Source organism: Rahnella sp. 2050, from assembly GCF_040544515.1.
Classification (GTDB): domain Bacteria; phylum Pseudomonadota; class Gammaproteobacteria; order Enterobacterales; family Enterobacteriaceae; genus Rahnella; species Rahnella aceris.
Window position 1 is genome coordinate 397,305 of sequence record NZ_JBEPKE010000002.1, and the last position, 17,302, is coordinate 414,606.

Consider the following 17,302-nt stretch of genomic DNA (forward strand, 5'->3'; position numbering starts at 1 on the left):
TCACACCGTTTCCTGATTATTTTGAATGTTGTTGTGTTGCTGACTTGTCTGCTGCAAACGTTGTTTTTCGATCTCAACTTGTTTGCTGCGCCAGATGTTATTCAGTACGTGTACCATCGCTTTTGCGGAGGATTCGACAATGTCTGTCGCCAGCCCGACACCGTGGAAACGGCGGCCATTGAAGGAGACGACCACGTCAACCTGACCCAGGGCATCGCGGCCCTGACCTTTGGCGCTCAGCTGGTATTTCACCAGTTCAATCTGATAACCGGTGATGCGGTTGATAGCCTGATACACGGCATCTACCGGACCGTTGCCGGTAGCGGCTTCGGTAATGATTTCTTCGCCACAGGCCAGATTGACTGACGCAGTGGCGGTAATTTTTGAGCCGGACTGCACGCTGAAGTTATCCAGACGATAGAATTCAGGTTCTTCCTGCTGCTTGTTAATGAAGACCAGTGCTTCTAAATCGTAGTCGAAAACCTGACCTTTTTTGTCGGCCAGCTTCAGGAACGCGGCATACAGATGATCCAGATTGTAATCAGCTTCTTTGTAGCCCATTTCTTCCATGCGATGCTTAACGGCAGCACGACCGGAACGGGAAGTCAGGTTCAACTGAACCTGATTCAGACCGATGGATTCCGGGGTCATGATTTCGTAGTTTTCACGGTTTTTCAGCACGCCGTCCTGATGGATCCCGGAGGAGTGTGCGAAGGCGTTAGAGCCGACAATGGCTTTGTTGCCCGGGATCGGCATGTTGGTTATCTGGCTGACAATCTGGCTGGTGCGGTAGATTTCTTTGTGATTAATGTTGGTGTGAACGTTCATGTAGTCGCTGCGGGTGCGGATCGCCATGATCACTTCTTCCAGCGCAGTGTTACCGGCGCGTTCACCGATACCGTTCAATGTGCCTTCAACCTGGCGCGCACCGGCCTGTATCGCGGCGATGGAGTTACCGACAGCCATGCCCAGATCATCGTGGCAGTGAACGGAAATAATCGCTTTATCAATGTTTGGAACACGCTCATACAAATTGGTGATGATTCCACCGAACTGAACCGGCGTCGTGTAACCCACGGTGTCAGGAATGTTGATGGTGGTCGCCCCGGCTTTGATTGCAGCTTCGACCACGCGGCACAGATTATCCAGCGGGGTACGGCCGGCATCTTCGCAGGAGAATTCGACGTCGTCAGTGTAATTACGGGCGCGTTTCACGGAATGCGTGGCCATTTCCAGCACCTGATCAAACGAGCGCTTCAGTTTGGATTCAATGTGCAGGGTAGAAGTGGCCAGGAAGACGTGGATACGGAAAGCTTCTGCGACGCGTAATGCTTCGGCAGCGGCGTCGATGTCACCGTCCACACAGCGGGCCAGACCGCAAACACGGCTATTTTTAATCTGGCGTGCGATAGTTTGTACGGACTCGAAATCGCCGGGAGAGGAGACCGGGAAGCCGACTTCCATCACGTCAACGCCCATTCTTTCCAGCGCCATTGCAATTTGAATCTTCTCTTTAACACTCAGGCTGGCTTGTAACGCCTGTTCACCGTCACGCAGCGTGGTATCGAAAATAATGACTTGCTCGCTCATGGGTTATTCCTTGTCTGCTTTTACTTTCGCGCCCTGCGGGAGATAAAAAAAAACCCGCGCATCGGCGCGGGTTTATTGTCTGTGGAAGTTGAATCAGTTCTGATTTTCGCCCACTGGCTTACCGCGCAAATATTCTGCGTTGAGTAGTAGGCCTAGGAGACGGGTCATCATGAACATGTGTTTCAGCTTCTCATCATCGGGTGGTCAGAACGGATATCGTTCAAACAGTGACTAAAGTGATACGGGAATGTGTGCGGTATGTCAACCTTCACTGTGTGGAAATTCCAGAAAATCGCCAAAATGATATTGAATCTCATTTAGCATAAAACACTGGCGTCGCGGAGGTACTCGGGATGAAGGTTTTAAAGGGGGGCGGAAAAATAAGAACAAAAAAAATGCACCCGCCCGGGGGCACCTGGATAAATACTCTATTTAATACAGTGAATTAAAAATGATTTAGTATGGCTTAACTTATTATTCATTTTTAGAATGTTGTTTACGGAAATATTTTGCTGTTTGATATCATCAGTTTCTTTGTGGGAAATAAAATTTGTATTTCTGTTTCTGATTATTGGAAACAAAAATTCATATTTTTCTGAAAATAAATTGATGAGAATTTGCTGCGTTTTCTCTGCCAATATTTATGTTCCCCAATACCATCTCAATGCTGCGCTTTACGAAATAGATTATTGAAGATAATCATTTTATTTGGATTCGAATGTCTATTATGAGGGATATCATGTCTGACGCCGATACAGAAATACAACCTAAAACCGCTGAGGCAGAAACGCACCTTCGCAATGTTGATTTAAATTTATTAACGGTTTTTGATGCCGTCATGCAATTACAAAATATTACACGTGCAGCCAATATGTTGGGGATGTCCCAGCCAGCGGTCAGTAATGCCGTTGCCCGTTTGAAAGTGATGTTTAATGATGACTTGTTTGTGCGTTTCGGGCGCGGGATCCAACCGACGATGCGCGCACGTCAACTGTTTGGCCCGATCAGACAGGCTTTGCAACTGGTGATGAACGAACTGCCGGGGGCAGGTTTTGACCCTTATCTCAGCACACGCCAGTTTAATGTCGCTATTTGCAGCCCGCTCGATAAACGCTTCACCAGCCTGGTGCTGAAGGCCGCCGAAGAATTATCGCCGGGTGTCAGTGTTAAACTGCAAACGATTGTTAACGATGATATTGAACATCAGCTGCGTTACCAGAATATAGAATTTGTGATCAGTTATCGTAAATTTGAGCGTGCTGATTTTTGCAATCATGCCTTATTTAATGATGAGCTGGTTCTGGTCGCGGCGCAAAATCATCCCCGTATCAGTCCGCATATGTCTGATGAAAAGTATCTGAAAGAAAAACATGCTGTCATGATGATGGACCGCTTCTATTCTTTCAGTTCACCTTATTACGACGACTCTGAGTTAGTTTCGCTGATTTCCTATCAAGGAACCGATCTGTTCAGCGTTATGGAAATTGTCTCCAAATCCGAGATGGTTGCACTGGTGCCGCGCTGGCTGGCACAGGCAAATGCAGGAATACTTAATTTATCCGTCATTCCATTGCCGTGGATGAAAAATACGCTGACTTGTTATCTTTCCTGGCACGAATCATCCAGCAAAGACAAAGGTAATATGTGGATGAAAACATTATTGAGCCAGTGTGTTGTTTCTCTGTAATCAGTCAGTCATTACGACTTTTTTGGCAGAGGTGATCGCAGCGAAAGCGGCTGCCTGTTCTTTATCAGATAGTTTTTTATCCTGCAGGTTTTTTTCTCCTCGTTAGAGTCCTGCAGGTTTTTTTTGTCTTAGAAATTCCGCGTTATATTTCCAAAACCCTGCTGCAGCTCCTACAATTTCATTTCGCCTTGCAATCTTTGTCGGTAGACTGCGTTAAATCTTTGTAACAGAGCAATGCAGTCAGCTCCCTCCTTTTACTGACTACGCTGGACGCCGGTATAAACGCTCAATGAATCCAACCTTAAATAATTACCATCTGATTTCCCGTTTTCGTCAGCAAGTCGTTGCCCGCGCTGAACAGACTGCATTTCGCGAGTGGTCGCCAGCGGCAGAATCTGCCCTGACCTGGCGTGAGCTGGGCGAGAAAGTGGATGCCTTATCCGACGTGTTATTGCAGGAGCAAGTGGGCGTTCAGGAACGGATCGCCATTTGCGGGAATAATTCGATGGCCTGGGCGACAGCAGATCTTGCGATCCTGCAATTGCGTGCTGTCACCGTGCCGGTTTATGCCACCAATACACCCGCGCAGTCCGCATATGTACTCAATGATGCGGATGTCCGTATTTTGTTTGTCGTCGGTCAGAAACAATATGACGCGGCGGTGGCTGTGCGTGATCTCTGCCCGCAGCTGAAACACATACTGGTGCTGGACAATGATGTCGATTTACGTGGCGTACCCATTGCCCGGCATGTTTCAGGCGTTGTTCCCCGGGATGCTGCTCTAGCTGCTGAGCGTGAAGTGCGGGTGAATGCCCGTGACCTGAGTGATCTGTTCACGCTCATCTATACCTCGGGCACCACCGGAGAAGCAAAAGGCGTGATGCTGGATTACCGCAGCATGGCGACGCAACTGATGCAGCATGAAAGGCGTCTGAGCATTTCGGAGCATGATGTTTCCCTTTGTTTTCTGCCGCTGGCGCACGTTTTTGAACGCGCATGGAGTTTCTTCGTGATGCATTGCGGTGCGCAAAACGTCTTCCTGCGCGAAACTGATCTGGTGCGTGATGCTTTGCAGGCCATTAAACCGACAGTAATGTGTGCGGTACCGCGCTTCTATGAAAAAGTGTTCAGCGCGATCCACGACAAAGTCTCTCGCGCGGGAACCCTCAAAAAGCGGCTTTTCCACTGGGCCGTCGGGCAGGGCAAAGAGAAGTTTTTGATCGAGCGCCGTGGCGAACGTTATCCGTTCTGGCTGGCGCCTGCGCATTTTCTCGCCGATAAACTGGTGCTAAAAAAGCTGCGTGATTTGCTGGGTGGCAATCTGCGTTTTCTGCCTGCCGCCGGTGCAAGTCTGGACGACAATGTCATTCTGTTTTTCGAATCACTCGGTCTGAAAATCAAATACGGCTACGGCCTGACGGAAACGTGCGCGACGGTGACCTGCTGGGAAGAAAATGATTTCCGCTTTGGTTCTGTCGGAACGGCGTTACCAGAGATTGAAGTGCGGATCGGCGAGGAGAATGAGATTCAGGTTCGCGGCCCAACACTCCTGCGGGGTTACTTCAATAAACCGGAAGAGACGGCGGCCAGTTTCACTGCCGACGGCTGGTTTAAAACCGGTGATGCCGGGAAAATGGATGCACAAGGGAATGTGTTTATTACCGAACGACTCAAAGATCTGATGAAAACGTCGGGCGGAAAATACATTGCTCCGCAGCGTATCGAAGGCACGCTGGTGCAGGATCGTTATATCGAGCAGGCGGCAGTCATCGCCGATGAAAGGCACTTTGTTTCTGCGCTGATCGTGCCTGATTTTGATGTGCTGAACGTCTATGCCCAGGCGCACCGTATTGATTATTTCAATCGCGCCGGACTGGTGAAAAACGAGCAGATCCTCTCGCTGTTTGCCCACCAGCTACGCGAGATTCAGCATGATCTTGCTGGTTTTGAGCAGGTGAAAAAGTTTGTGTTGCTGACCAAACCTTTCACGATGGAAGCGGGTGAACTGACCCCGACCCTTAAACTGCGCCGCAAAAATATTTTCAGCCGTTATCAGAAGGAAATCGATCAGCTTTATCAGGAGTAATGCTTCATCTGCCCGTTTCATCACTTTCCTTTCTGAATCACCGGCGTATGTCACTTCGCCGGTTTTCTTCCCTCGTTTTAGTTTCAGGTCCGCTATGGACATAATTTAATACTGTAATTTTTCCAGCCTTCCTGATATTTCTGACTGGTTAGTGCTCACAGGCAGTGTTTTGTCCCGAGCGGGAGAATGAAGGCAGTGCGAGGCGATAAAATCATGTCTGTGCAGAATTTTTGGCGTTTGCCTGACTCCGGTTCTGACGCTAAGGTACTGAGTTAGATTCTTGAACGCCAATAAGAACAGCAGGGTTTTGTGAGCCCGATAGAAAGTCCTAAAATTCAGCAATTTATCTTTAAATTGCTGCTGATAGAACAGCTAGCTGAAACACAAGTCATCCTATAAAAGAAGCAAAAAGCCTGGAGGCAAAACCATGGAGATGTTGTCAGGAGCCGAGATGGTCGTCCGGTCGTTAATCGACCAGGGCGTTAAGCACGTATTCGGTTATCCCGGCGGTGCGGTGTTGGATATCTATGATGCCCTGCATACGGTCGGTGGGATAGATCATGTGCTGGTGAGACATGAACAGGGTGCTGTTCATATGGCTGACGGTTATGCGCGTGCCACGGGTGACGTGGGCGTCGTGCTGGTGACTTCCGGTCCCGGCGCAACCAATGCGATCACCGGCATTGCCACGGCTTATATGGATTCCATTCCGCTAGTGGTGCTATCCGGCCAGGTACACAGTTCACTCATCGGTTATGACGCATTCCAGGAATGCGACATGGTGGGGATTTCCCGCCCGGTGGTGAAACACAGTTTTCTGGTAAAACGTGCGGAAGATATTCCGACTGTGCTGAAAAAAGCGTTTTATCTTGCCTCTACCGGCCGTCCTGGCCCGGTGGTTGTCGACCTGCCAAAAGATGTGGTGAACCCGCAGATTAAACTGCCTTACGCCTATCCTGATCAGGTTGCGATGCGCTCCTATAACCCGACGGTGCAAGGCCATCGCGGGCAAATCAAGCGCGCAGTCCAGACTTTACTGGCGGCGAAGAAACCGGTGTTGTACGTCGGCGGCGGTGCGATTAATTCTGAGTGTGATGCTGAACTGCTGCAACTGGCGGAGAAACTGAATCTGCCCGTCACCAGTTCCCTGATGGGGTTGGGCGCATTTCCCGGTACCCATCGCCAGAGCCTTGGTATGCTCGGCATGCACGGTACTTACGAAGCCAATATGGCGATGCACAACGCGGATTTAATCTTCGGTGTAGGTGTGCGTTTCGACGACCGTACCACCAATAATCTGGCGAAGTACTGCCCGAATGCGACGGTTATGCACATTGATATCGACCCGACGTCCATTTCCAAAACCGTGAATGCGGATATTCCGATTGTGGGTGATGCGAAGCAGACGCTGATTCAGATGCTGGAATTGCTGGCACAAAGCGACGAAAAGCAGGAATTCGATGCGCTGCGCGACTGGTGGCAAAATATTGAGAACTGGCGCGGGCGTGAGTGCCTGAGCTACGACAAAAATACCGGTACCATCAAGCCACAGGCGGTTATCGAAACGCTGCACCGTCTGACCAAAGGCGATGCCTATGTCACGTCGGACGTCGGGCAGCATCAGATGTTTGCCGCATTGTATTATAAGTTCGATAAACCGCGTCGCTGGATCAACTCCGGTGGCCTCGGCACGATGGGCTTTGGCCTGCCTGCTGCGCTGGGTGTGAAACTCGGCCTGCCGGATGAGACGGTAATTTGTGTGACCGGTGACGGCAGTATCCAGATGAACATTCAGGAGCTGTCGACCGCGCTGCAATACGATTTGCCAGTGATCGTCGTGAACCTGAACAATGGCTATCTGGGCATGGTGAAGCAGTGGCAGGACATGATTTACTCCGGCCGTCATTCTCAGTCTTACATGCAATCGCTGCCTGATTTCGTGAAACTGGCGGAAGCTTACGGGCATGTGGGTATTGCTATCCGCACGCCGGATGAGCTGGAAAGCAAGCTGGCGCTGGCGCTGGAACAGAAAAATCGTCTGGTATTTGTTGATATCAGCGTGGATGAAACAGAACACGTTTACCCTATGCACATCCGTGGCGGTGCGATGGACGAAATGTGGTTAAGCAAAACGGAGAGGACCTGATCATGCGCCGGATTTTATCAGTATTACTGGAAAACGAATCGGGCGCGTTGTCCCGCGTGGTTGGCCTGTTCTCTCAGCGTGGCTATAACATTGAAAGCCTGACCGTTGCACCGACGGATGATCCTACCTTGTCGCGCATGACGATTCAGACCGTGGGTGATGCCAAGGTGCTCGAGCAAATCGAAAAACAGCTGCATAAGCTGGTAGACGTATTACGAGTCACTGAGCTGGTGCAGGGTGCTCACGTTGAGCGTGAAATCATGCTGGTGAAGGTGCAGGCTTCCGGTTATGGCCGGGAAGAAGTTAAACGCTCTACCGAGATTTTCCGCGGTCAGATTGTGGATGTCACAGCAACGCTTTACACCGTTCAGCTGGCGGGTACCAGTGACAAACTGGACGCGTTTTTAGCCAGTATCCGTGATGTGGCTGAAATCGTCGAAGTTGCGCGCTCCGGCGTAGTGGGTGTCTCCCGTGGCGACAAAATCATGCGCTAAAGCGTAAATAATCAGCAAGATGTGAAACTTATCTGATATTTAAAAGCCCGGCTCTTGAGTTGGGCTTTATTTTTTGCGAGACAGGTGAAGCGATTCGGTAAAACACCTTGCCCGCCGGAGGCTTCTGCGGTTAGATAAAGCATTATCTTTATTAAGGGGTTTCTCAGTGAAGCTGGATGAGATCGCGAGGTTAGCGGGCGTTTCGCGTACAACGGCCAGTTATGTGATTAATGGCAAAGCGAAACAGTATCGTGTCAGCGATAAGACAGTCGAAAAAGTTATGGCTGTCGTGAAGGAACATAACTATCACCCGAATGCGGTGGCAGCGGGTTTACGCGCCGGTCGCACCCGTTCTATTGGCCTGGTGATCCCCGATCTGGAAAATACCAGTTACACCAAAATCGCCAACTTCCTCGAGCGTCAGGCCCGTCAGCGGGGTTATCAACTGCTAATCGCCTGTTCAGAAGATCAGCCTGACAACGAAATGCGCTGCATCGAACATCTGCTGCAACGTCAGGTAGATGCGATCATTATCTCCACGTCATTGCCGCCGGAACATCCTTTCTATCAGCGCTGGGCCAACGATGATTTCCCGATCATTGCGCTTGATCGCGCTCTGGATCCCGAACACTTCATCAGTGTTGTGGGTGCCGATCAGGATGACGCACTGATGCTGGCGCAGGAGTTGCGCACCTTTCCTGCTGAATCGGTATTGTATCTCGGCGCGCTGCCTGAGCTTTCCGTGAGTTTTCTGCGCGAGCAGGGATTCCGCCAGGCATGGGCTGAAGATCCACGCCAGCCGGAATACCTTTATGCCAATGCTTATGATCGTGAATCAGCGGCCATAGTGTTTGCCGAATGGCTAAAAACGCACCCGATGCCGCAGGCGTTATTTACGACGTCATTCCAGCTGTTACAGGGTGTGATGGACGTTACGCTGAAAATGGAAGGGCGTTTACCGGCCAATCTCGCTATTGCCACATTCGGCGATAACGAGCTGCTCGATTTCCTCGAATGCCCGGTTCTGGCCGTGGCGCAGCGTCACCGCGATGTGGCTGAACGTGTACTGGAGCTGGTTCTGGCCTGCCTGGATGAGCCGAAGAAGCCGAAAGCAGGGCTGACCCGTATCCGCCGTAATTTGTTCCGCCGTGGTCGCCTGAGCCGCAAATAAACCCCGGACGGGTATTCACCTGACTGCCCGTCTTTTTCACCGTTGCTGAATCGCGTTAAAACATTCCGGTAATTTGCGTTGCCGTTTCTGATAATCAAAATACGAGAATTCCCATATGACTTTAATGGGCAATTTAGGAGCATTCCCAGACTGCTGAATTATTAACAAATGTTTTTGCTTTCCTTCCGCTGATATAAACCTTCCAATCAATTTCTAAAATACGTTAATGCTCGCCGCAAAAGTGCTGTAGAATTCCCCGCTTAAATTCCAGCGGTGTGAGTTTGCTGCGGTACTGATGGCTTTTAAATCTGCCCGAAGGCTTATGCCATGCGGGTTGGCATGTAAAATGATGTTGATTTAGACGTGACAGCCAGAAAAAAATTGAAAATGATTTTTGTTAAGGCAAAACGGTCAGGAAATGAGAGTTGGATAGCAGAAGAATATAAATAGTTAAATAATGTTCAGTTTGGCTTTTTTTTAAACGAAATTATTAACCCTCCGAAATTTCTTCAACTAATCATGACGTTATTTTCTATACCCCCTCTAAAAAACCTCATCACATTGCGCTAAGCATTTGTGTGGCTGCGTAAATATTGCCAAACCGTCTCCGCTCTGGCTTGACAAGGTTTTAAAACCATCCGTAAACTCTTTTCTGTGGGAATTTGTGGGGGAAAGTGGTGAAAAGGGTCACAGAGGGGTAGAGCGGTCATGTTTCGTGGCGCGACGATGGTTAACCTCGACAGTAAAGGGCGACTTGCCGTACCCACCCGTTATCGGGATTTACTGAGCGAAGAATCGCAAGGTCAAATGGTGTGCACCATAGACCTCCATCACCCATGTCTCCTCCTTTACCCCCTCCCTGAGTGGGAAGTTATCGAACAAAAATTGTCCCGTCTGTCGAGTATGAACCCCATTGAGCGCCGTATTCAGCGCCTTTTACTGGGGCATGCCAGTGAATGTCAGATGGATAACGCCGGGCGTCTGCTGATTGCAACAACATTGCGTCAGCATGCCGGGCTCGCAAAAGAAGTGATGCTGGTTGGGCAGTTCAATAAGTTTGAATTGTGGGATGAACAGACCTGGTATCAACAAGTTAAGGAAGACATCGACGCTGAACAATCGTCTCAGGAGCCACTTTCTGACCGATTACAGGACTTGTCATTATAAGCATGGTTGAAAACTACAAACACACTTCCGTTTTGCTGGATGAAGCCGTTAACGGCCTCAACATTCGACAGGACGGCATTTACATAGACGGAACTTTTGGCCGTGGTGGCCATTCACGTCTGATTCTGTCCCAGCTTGGGCCGGACGGACGCTTGCTGGCGATTGACCGTGATCCACAGGCGATCAAAGCCGCAGAATCTATTGATGATCCGCGTTTCTCTATCGTTCACGGACCTTTTTCTGATCTGGCCGACTATGTGCGGGATCGGGGTCTCGAAGGCAAGATCGACGGCGTACTGCTGGATTTAGGCGTTTCTTCTCCTCAGCTTGATGATCCTGAACGTGGATTCTCATTTATGCGTGACGGGCCTCTGGATATGCGTATGGATCCTACCCGTGGTTATTCAGCAGCTGAATGGCTGATGAAAGCCGAAGCCGAAGATATTGCCTGGGTGTTGAAAACTTTTGGTGAAGAGCGTTTTGCCAAACGCATTGCACGCGCGATCGTTGAGCGTAACCGCGAATTGCCGATGACCCGGACTAAAGAGCTGGCGGATCTGATCGCTAATGCCTCGCCAGTTCGTGAGAAGCACAAGCATCCGGCCACGCGCAGCTTCCAGGCGATCCGTATCTACATCAACAGTGAGCTGGAAGAGATTGAACGTGCGCTGGATGGCGCACTGGAAATTTTGGCACCTGAAGGACGTTTATCCGTGATCAGCTTCCACTCTCTGGAAGACCGGATTGTGAAACGCTTCATCCGTCAGCATAGCCGTGGCGCGCAGGTGCCAGCCGGTATCCCGATGACGGAAGCGCAAATCGCGGAACTTGGTGGACGTTCTCTGAAATCAGTCGGGAAAATGATGCCCTCTGAAGCCGAAGTGGCAGAAAACCCGCGGGCACGCAGTTCTGTTCTGCGTTTTGCTGAGAGAACAACCGCGTGATAGGCAACGAACGCCACGGATTAGTAGGAGTGATCGCCAGCGATATCCTTCGCAACGGCAAGATCCCGTTAATTCTGATGATCGCCGTTTTGGTCAGCGCAATTTTAGTGGTCACTACCGCTCACCGTACGCGTTTGCTGACGGCTCAGCGCGAACAATTAGTCCTGGAAAGGGATGCGCTGGACATTGAATGGCGCAACCTGATCCTTGAAGAGAACGCCCTCGGTGATCACAGCCGGGTAGAACGCATCGCAACGGAGAAATTGCAAATGCAACACGTTGATCCATCTCAAGAAATTATTGTGGTTCAGCCTTAAAATGCGCACGGAGAATACAGGCAGCGAATGAAAGCAACACGCACTGCGAAGTTAAAGCGTCCCGAAAATCAAGCCAGCTTTATCAGCTGGCGTTTTGCGTTGTTGTGCGCTTGTATCCTGCTGGCATTGGTTGGCCTGATGTTGCGTGTGGCGTATCTGCAGGTGATTAATCCGGATAAGCTGGTGAAGGAAGGTGACCTGCGTTCCCTTCGCGTACAAACCATTCCAACCTCCCGTGGCATGATTACCGATCGCTCTGGTCGCCCGCTGGCGGTCAGTGTACCGGTTAATGCCATCTGGGCTGACCCAAAAGAAATTAGCGATCGCGGCGGTATCACCTCCGATACCAAATGGAAAGCGCTGGCCGATGCACTGAATATGCCTCTTACCCAACTTTCTTCCCGCATTACTGCCAATCCAAATGGGCGCTTCGTGTATCTGGCGCGTCAGGTCAATCCTGCGGTCGGGGAATATATCCGTAAACTCAAACTGCCGGGGATTTCCCTGCGTCAGGAATCCCGCCGCTATTACCCGGCCGGGCAGGTGACGTCGCATGTTATTGGCGTCACCAATATCGACGGCGAAGGTATTGAAGGCGTCGAGAAGAGTTTTGACCGCTGGCTGACCGGTAAACCGGGTGAACGTACCATTCGTAAAGACCGCTTCGGGCGCGTCATCGAGGATATTTCTACTGTAGACAGCCAGGCAGCACACAATCTGGCGCTCAGCATCGATGAGCGTTTGCAGGCGCTGGTTTACCGCGAGCTTAACAACGCCGTGGCATTCAACAAAGCCGAGTCGGGCACTGCGGTGCTGGTTGACGTGCAAACCGGTGAAGTGCTGGCGATGGCTAACAGCCCGTCCTACAACCCGAATAACATGCCGGATACGCCAAAAGACGTGATGCGTAACCGTGCCATCACCGACATCTTCGAACCGGGTTCCACAGTGAAACCGATGGTGGTGATGACGGCATTGAAAAACGGTGTGGTGCGCGAGAACAGCGTACTGAATACTTTGCCGTACCGGATTAACGGTCATGAGATTAAAGATGTGGCCCGTTACGCGGAGCTTTCCGTTACGGGTATCTTGCAGAAGTCGAGTAACGTCGGTGTTTCACGACTGGCGTTATCGATGCCATCCGCTGAGCTGGTAGATACTTACTCGCGATTCGGATTGGGAAAACCGACCAATTTGGGGCTGGTCGGAGAAAGCAGTGGCTTATACCCTAAAAAACAACGGTGGTCTGACATAGAGAGGGCCACCTTCTCTTTCGGCTACGGGCTAATGGTGACACCTCTCCAGCTAGCGCGAGTCTACGCAACAATCGGCAGCATGGGCGTTTATCGCCCATTGTCGATCACACGAGTTGATCCGCCGGTGTCCGGCGAGCGCGTCTTCCCTGAACCGCTGGTACGTACCGTTGTGCATATGATGGAAAGCGTGGCACTGCCTGGCGGCGGTGGCGTGAAAGCGGCAATCAAGGGCTATCGCATTGCGATTAAAACCGGTACCGCAAAAAAAGTCGGCCCGGATGGGAAGTACGTTAACAAATACATTGCCTATACCGCCGGCGTTGCGCCAGCAAGCAATCCAAGATTTGCCCTTGTGGTGGTTATCAACGATCCACAGGCAGGGAAATATTACGGTGGGGCCGTTTCCGCACCGGTGTTTGGCGCCATCATGGGCGGCGTATTGCGCACCATGAACGTTGAACCGGATGCGCTGACTGCCGATGAAAACGCAGACATAGTGAATAATCAAAAAGAGGCTTCAGGTGGCAGATCGTAATTTGCGCGACATCTTAGCGCCCTGGGTGAGTGATGCCCCGGCGGTAGCGCTAAAAGACATGATTCTGGACAGCCGCGTTGCGGCTGCTGGCGATCTGTTTGTCGCGGTTTCAGGCCATACCAGTGACGGGCGTCGTTTTATTCCCCAGGCAATTGCCCAGGGCGTCGCCGCCGTTGTGGCCGAGGCAAAGGGTGAGCAACAGCACGGAACGGTCTGCCAGATGCATGGCGTACCGGTGGTTTATCTTGAGGATCTCAATATTCTGCTGTCAGAGCTGGCGGGACGTTTTTACCAGCAACCGGGCAAAGAATTACGTCTGGTTGGCGTAACTGGCACCAACGGCAAAACCACGACCACGCAACTGCTGGCGCAATGGAGCCAGTTGCTGGGCGAAACCAGTGCCGTGATGGGCACTGTGGGCAATGGCCTGCTGGATAACGTGATACCAGCGGAAAACACCACCGGTTCTGCCGTACAGGTTCAGCACATTCTGGCTGACCTGGTGAAACTGGGTGCAACCTTTGCCGCAATGGAAGTTTCTTCACACGGGCTGGTTCAGCACCGTGTTGCCGCACTGCCGTTTGCCGCTGCCGCATTTACCAACCTGAGCCGTGATCACCTTGATTACCACGGTGATATGCAAAGCTATGAAGATGCCAAATGGCAGCTTTTCGCCTCACATCAGGTCGGTCAAAAAATTATCAATGCTGACGATGAAGTCGGTGCACGCTGGCTGGCGAAAACGCCAAATGCTATTGCGGTCAGCATGGAAGACAAAATTCCGGCAGGCTGGAGTGGCCGCTGGCTGGTGGCACGTAGCGTGAATTATCACGATAACGGTGCCACCGTAAACATCGATTCAAGCTGGGGTGAAGGCAAGCTGGAGAGCCGCCTGATGGGGGCCTTCAACGTCAGCAATCTGCTGGTTGCGCTGGCCACGCTGCTTTCTCTGGATTATCCGCTGGCGCAATTACTGGCGACCGCCTCTCAGCTGCAACCGGTTTGTGGCCGTATGGAAGTTTTCAATGCGCCGGGTAAACCTACGGCAGTGGTTGATTATGCGCACACTCCTGACGCACTGGAAAAAGCGCTGGCGGCAGCGCGGCTACATTGTCGTGGCACGTTGTGGTGCGTTTTTGGTTGCGGTGGAGATCGCGATAAAGGCAAGCGTCCGCTGATGGGCGCTATTGCTGAGCAATACGCTGACCGCGTGATTGTTACCGATGATAATCCTCGCAGCGAAGAGCCTCGCGCTATCGTTGCAGATATCCTTGCCGGTCTGCTTGATGCAGGACGTGTGCAGGAAATCCATGGCCGCGCAGAAGCAGTCACCAGCGCGATCATGCAGGCGAAAGAAGACGACGTTGTGTTGATTGCCGGTAAAGGGCATGAGGATTACCAGCTCGTCGGAAACCAGCGTCTCGACTATTCCGACCGTGTGACGGTTGCACGTTTGCTGGGGGTGATCGCATGATCCGTGTTTCCCTGCAAACGCTGGCTGATGCGCTCAACGCTGAGCTCATCGGCACTGATACTCAAATTGACAGCGTGACGACGGACACCCGTCAGATCACTGAAGGCTGTTTGTTTGTCGCCCTGAAAGGCGAAAAATTCGATGCCCACGACTTTGCCGCTGATGCCGTAAAAGCCGGTTCAGGGGCTTTACTGGTAAGTAAGCGCTTACCGGTAGATGTTCCTCAGTTAGTGGTTGCTGACACCCGTATTGCGCTCGGGCAACTGGGCGGCTGGGTGCGTCAGCAGGTTCCGGCGCGTGTCGTCGGCCTGACCGGTTCTTCCGGCAAGACGTCTGTGAAAGAGATGACCGCGGCGATTTTGCGCGAGTGCGGCAATGTGCTGTATACCGCAGGCAACTTCAATAACGACATTGGCGTTCCTCTGACGTTGCTGCGCTTAACGGCAGAACATGATTTTGCTGTCATCGAAATGGGTGCGAATCATGCGGGTGAAATCGCCTACACCACTGCCCTGGCACGACCTGAAACGGCGCTGGTGAATAACTTGTCCGCCGCACATCTGGAGGGTTTCGGTTCCCTCGCAGGCGTGGCCCGTGCGAAAGGCGAGATTTTCGATGGTCTGCCGGAAAACGGCATTGCCGTGATCAATGCGGATAACAACGATTGGGCGAACTGGCAGCATAAGCTGAACGGTAAAACCGTCTGGCGTTTTTCTCCCGCTTTCGGTGAAGGCATCGATTTCAGTGCCACTGATGTCAACATCAGCCCGCTGAATACCGCGTTCACACTGCATTCTCCTCAGGGCAGCATTGATGTCTCGCTGCCGGTTCCGGGTCGTCACAATATCGCTAACGCACTCGCTGCGGCTGCGCTGGCAATGTCTGTCGGTGCATCGCCGGAGAACGTGCGCGCCGGGCTGGCGACGCTGCAATCCGTGAAAGGGCGCTTATTCCCGATCGTTATCAGCGAGGGCAAAACCTTGCTTGATGACAGCTACAACGCGAATGTGGGTTCAATGACCGCTGCCGCACAGGTGCTGGCGGAAATGCCGGGCTACCGCGTGATGGCAGTGGGCGATATGGCTGAACTGGGCGCTGAAAGCGAACATTGCCATCGTCAGGTCGGTGAAGCTATCCGCGACGCCGGTATCGACAAAGTATTCAGCATTGGTCATGACAGCCGCATCATCAGTGATGTCAGCGGGTGTGGTGAACATCTGGAAGATAAGGCAGCCCTGACGGCCCGTTTAACGAGCTTACTGTCTGAACATGCGGTAATTACCGTTTTGATTAAAGGTTCACGTAGTGCCGCAATGGAGCAGGTAGTACGCGCGTTACAGGAGAATGCAACATGTTAGTTTGGCTGGCCGAACATTTGGTCAAATATTATTCCGGCTTCAACGTCTTTTCTTATCTGACGTTTCGCGCCATTGTCAGCCTGCTGACCGCTTTGTTCCTGTCGCTGTGGATTGGGCCTCGCATGATTGCCCGTCTGCAGAAAATGTCTTTCGGCCAGATTGTCCGTAACGACGGCCCGGAATCACATTTCAGTAAACGTGGTACACCAACGATGGGCGGCCTGATGATTCTGGCGTCTATCACGATTTCCGTATTGATGTGGGCCTATCCGTCCAATCCGTACGTGTGGTGTGTGCTGTTCGTATTGCTGGGTTACGGTGTGGTGGGCTTTATCGATGACTATCGCAAAGTCGTGCGTAAAGACACCAAGGGGCTGATCGCCCGCTGGAAATACTTCTGGCAGTCAGTCATTGCGCTGGCCGCCGCTTTCACGATGTATGCCATTGGTAAAGATACGCCAGCGACCGAGCTGGTGGTGCCGTTCTTTAAAGACATCATGCCGCAGCTGGGTTTGATGTACATCCTGCTGAGCTACTTTGTGATTGTCGGTACCAGTAACGCCGTCAATCTGACGGATGGTCTGGACGGGCTGGCGATTATGCCAACGGTTTTCGTCGCGGCGGGCTTTGCGCTGGTGGCGTGGGCGACCGGTAACATGAATTTCGCCAGCTACCTGCACATCCCTTATCTGCGTCATGCAGGTGAACTGGTGATCGTGTGTACCGCAATTGTCGGTGCCGGGCTTGGGTTCCTGTGGTTCAACACCTATCCGGCACAAGTTTTCATGGGCGATGTCGGTTCTCTGGCGCTGGGTGGCGCGCTGGGCACTATCGCTGTGCTGCTGCGTCAGGAGTTTTTGCTGGTGATTATGGGCGGTGTGTTTGTTGTCGAAACCCTGTCGGTAATCTTACAAGTTGGGTCCTTTAAGTTACGTGGGCAGCGCATTTTCCGTATGGCGCCTATCCATCATCACTACGAACTTAAAGGCTGGCCGGAACCGCGCGTTATTGTGCGCTTCTGGATTATTTCGCTGATGCTGGTGCTGATTGGCCTGGCGACGCTGAAGGTACGGTAAT

At 51.7% G+C, this 17,302-nt stretch carries 13 protein-coding genes; 12 read left to right on the forward strand and 1 reads right to left on the reverse strand.

Going from position 1 to position 17,302, the window contains the following annotated elements; all coding sequences use genetic code 11:
• Positions 1–1,590, reverse strand: coding sequence for a 2-isopropylmalate synthase (gene leuA, locus ABIC79_RS09025; RefSeq protein WP_119262111.1), 1,590 nt, complete (start codon positions 1,588–1,590; stop codon positions 1–3).
• Between the two features lie 739 nt (positions 1,591–2,329).
• Here leuA and leuO point away from each other — a divergent pair.
• The 12 genes from leuO to mraY all read left to right on the forward strand — a co-directional run bounded on the left by leuO (position 2,330) and on the right by mraY (position 17,301).
• Positions 2,330–3,277: a transcriptional regulator LeuO gene (gene leuO / locus ABIC79_RS09030; RefSeq protein ID WP_112197244.1), complete on the forward strand. Its 948-nt coding sequence runs from the start codon at positions 2,330–2,332 to the stop codon at positions 3,275–3,277.
• A 289-nt stretch (positions 3,278–3,566) separates the two neighbouring features.
• Positions 3,567–5,363: an AMP-dependent synthetase/ligase gene (locus ABIC79_RS09035; RefSeq protein WP_119262110.1), complete on the forward strand. Its 1,797-nt coding sequence runs from the start codon at positions 3,567–3,569 to the stop codon at positions 5,361–5,363.
• Between the two features lie 427 nt (positions 5,364–5,790).
• Positions 5,791–7,509 (forward strand): acetolactate synthase 3 large subunit, encoded by a 1,719-nt coding sequence (gene ilvI, locus ABIC79_RS09040; protein WP_013577021.1) that lies wholly within the window; start codon positions 5,791–5,793, stop codon positions 7,507–7,509.
• Between the two features lie 2 nt (positions 7,510–7,511).
• Positions 7,512–8,003, forward strand: a complete 492-nt coding sequence (gene ilvN / locus ABIC79_RS09045; RefSeq protein WP_013577020.1) for an acetolactate synthase small subunit — start codon at positions 7,512–7,514, stop codon at positions 8,001–8,003.
• A gap of 166 nt (positions 8,004–8,169) precedes the next feature.
• Entirely contained in the window at positions 8,170–9,174 is a 1,005-nt protein-coding gene (cra, locus tag ABIC79_RS09050) for a catabolite repressor/activator (RefSeq protein ID WP_119262109.1), read from the forward strand.
• A gap of 708 nt (positions 9,175–9,882) precedes the next feature.
• The gene (gene mraZ / locus ABIC79_RS09055) at positions 9,883–10,341 is read left to right on the forward strand and encodes a division/cell wall cluster transcriptional repressor MraZ (protein WP_013577018.1); all 459 of its coding nucleotides are present in this window, start codon (positions 9,883–9,885) and stop codon (positions 10,339–10,341) included.
• 2 nt (positions 10,342–10,343) lie between these two features.
• Entirely contained in the window at positions 10,344–11,285 is a 942-nt protein-coding gene (rsmH, locus tag ABIC79_RS09060; RefSeq protein ID WP_037033435.1) for a 16S rRNA (cytosine(1402)-N(4))-methyltransferase RsmH, read from the forward strand.
• On the forward strand, positions 11,282–11,602 hold the full coding sequence (gene ftsL / locus ABIC79_RS09065) for a cell division protein FtsL (protein ID WP_013577016.1): 321 nt from the start codon (positions 11,282–11,284) through the stop codon (positions 11,600–11,602). Before rsmH ends, ftsL begins: the two co-directional genes overlap by 4 nt.
• Before the next feature lie 27 nt (positions 11,603–11,629).
• The gene (gene ftsI, locus ABIC79_RS09070) at positions 11,630–13,393 is read left to right on the forward strand and encodes a peptidoglycan DD-transpeptidase PBP3 (RefSeq protein WP_119262108.1); all 1,764 of its coding nucleotides are present in this window, start codon (positions 11,630–11,632) and stop codon (positions 13,391–13,393) included.
• Positions 13,380–14,867: a UDP-N-acetylmuramoyl-L-alanyl-D-glutamate--2,6-diaminopimelate ligase gene (murE, locus tag ABIC79_RS09075; RefSeq protein WP_013577014.1), complete on the forward strand. Its 1,488-nt coding sequence runs from the start codon at positions 13,380–13,382 to the stop codon at positions 14,865–14,867. The genes ftsI and murE overlap by 14 nt, the downstream gene beginning before the upstream one ends.
• Positions 14,864–16,225, forward strand: a complete 1,362-nt coding sequence (murF, locus tag ABIC79_RS09080; protein WP_112150992.1) for a UDP-N-acetylmuramoyl-tripeptide--D-alanyl-D-alanine ligase — start codon at positions 14,864–14,866, stop codon at positions 16,223–16,225. Before murE ends, murF begins: the two co-directional genes overlap by 4 nt.
• The gene (gene mraY, locus ABIC79_RS09085; protein WP_013577012.1) at positions 16,219–17,301 is read left to right on the forward strand and encodes a phospho-N-acetylmuramoyl-pentapeptide-transferase; all 1,083 of its coding nucleotides are present in this window, start codon (positions 16,219–16,221) and stop codon (positions 17,299–17,301) included. Before murF ends, mraY begins: the two co-directional genes overlap by 7 nt.
• The last annotated feature ends 1 nt before the right edge of the window (position 17,302 follow it).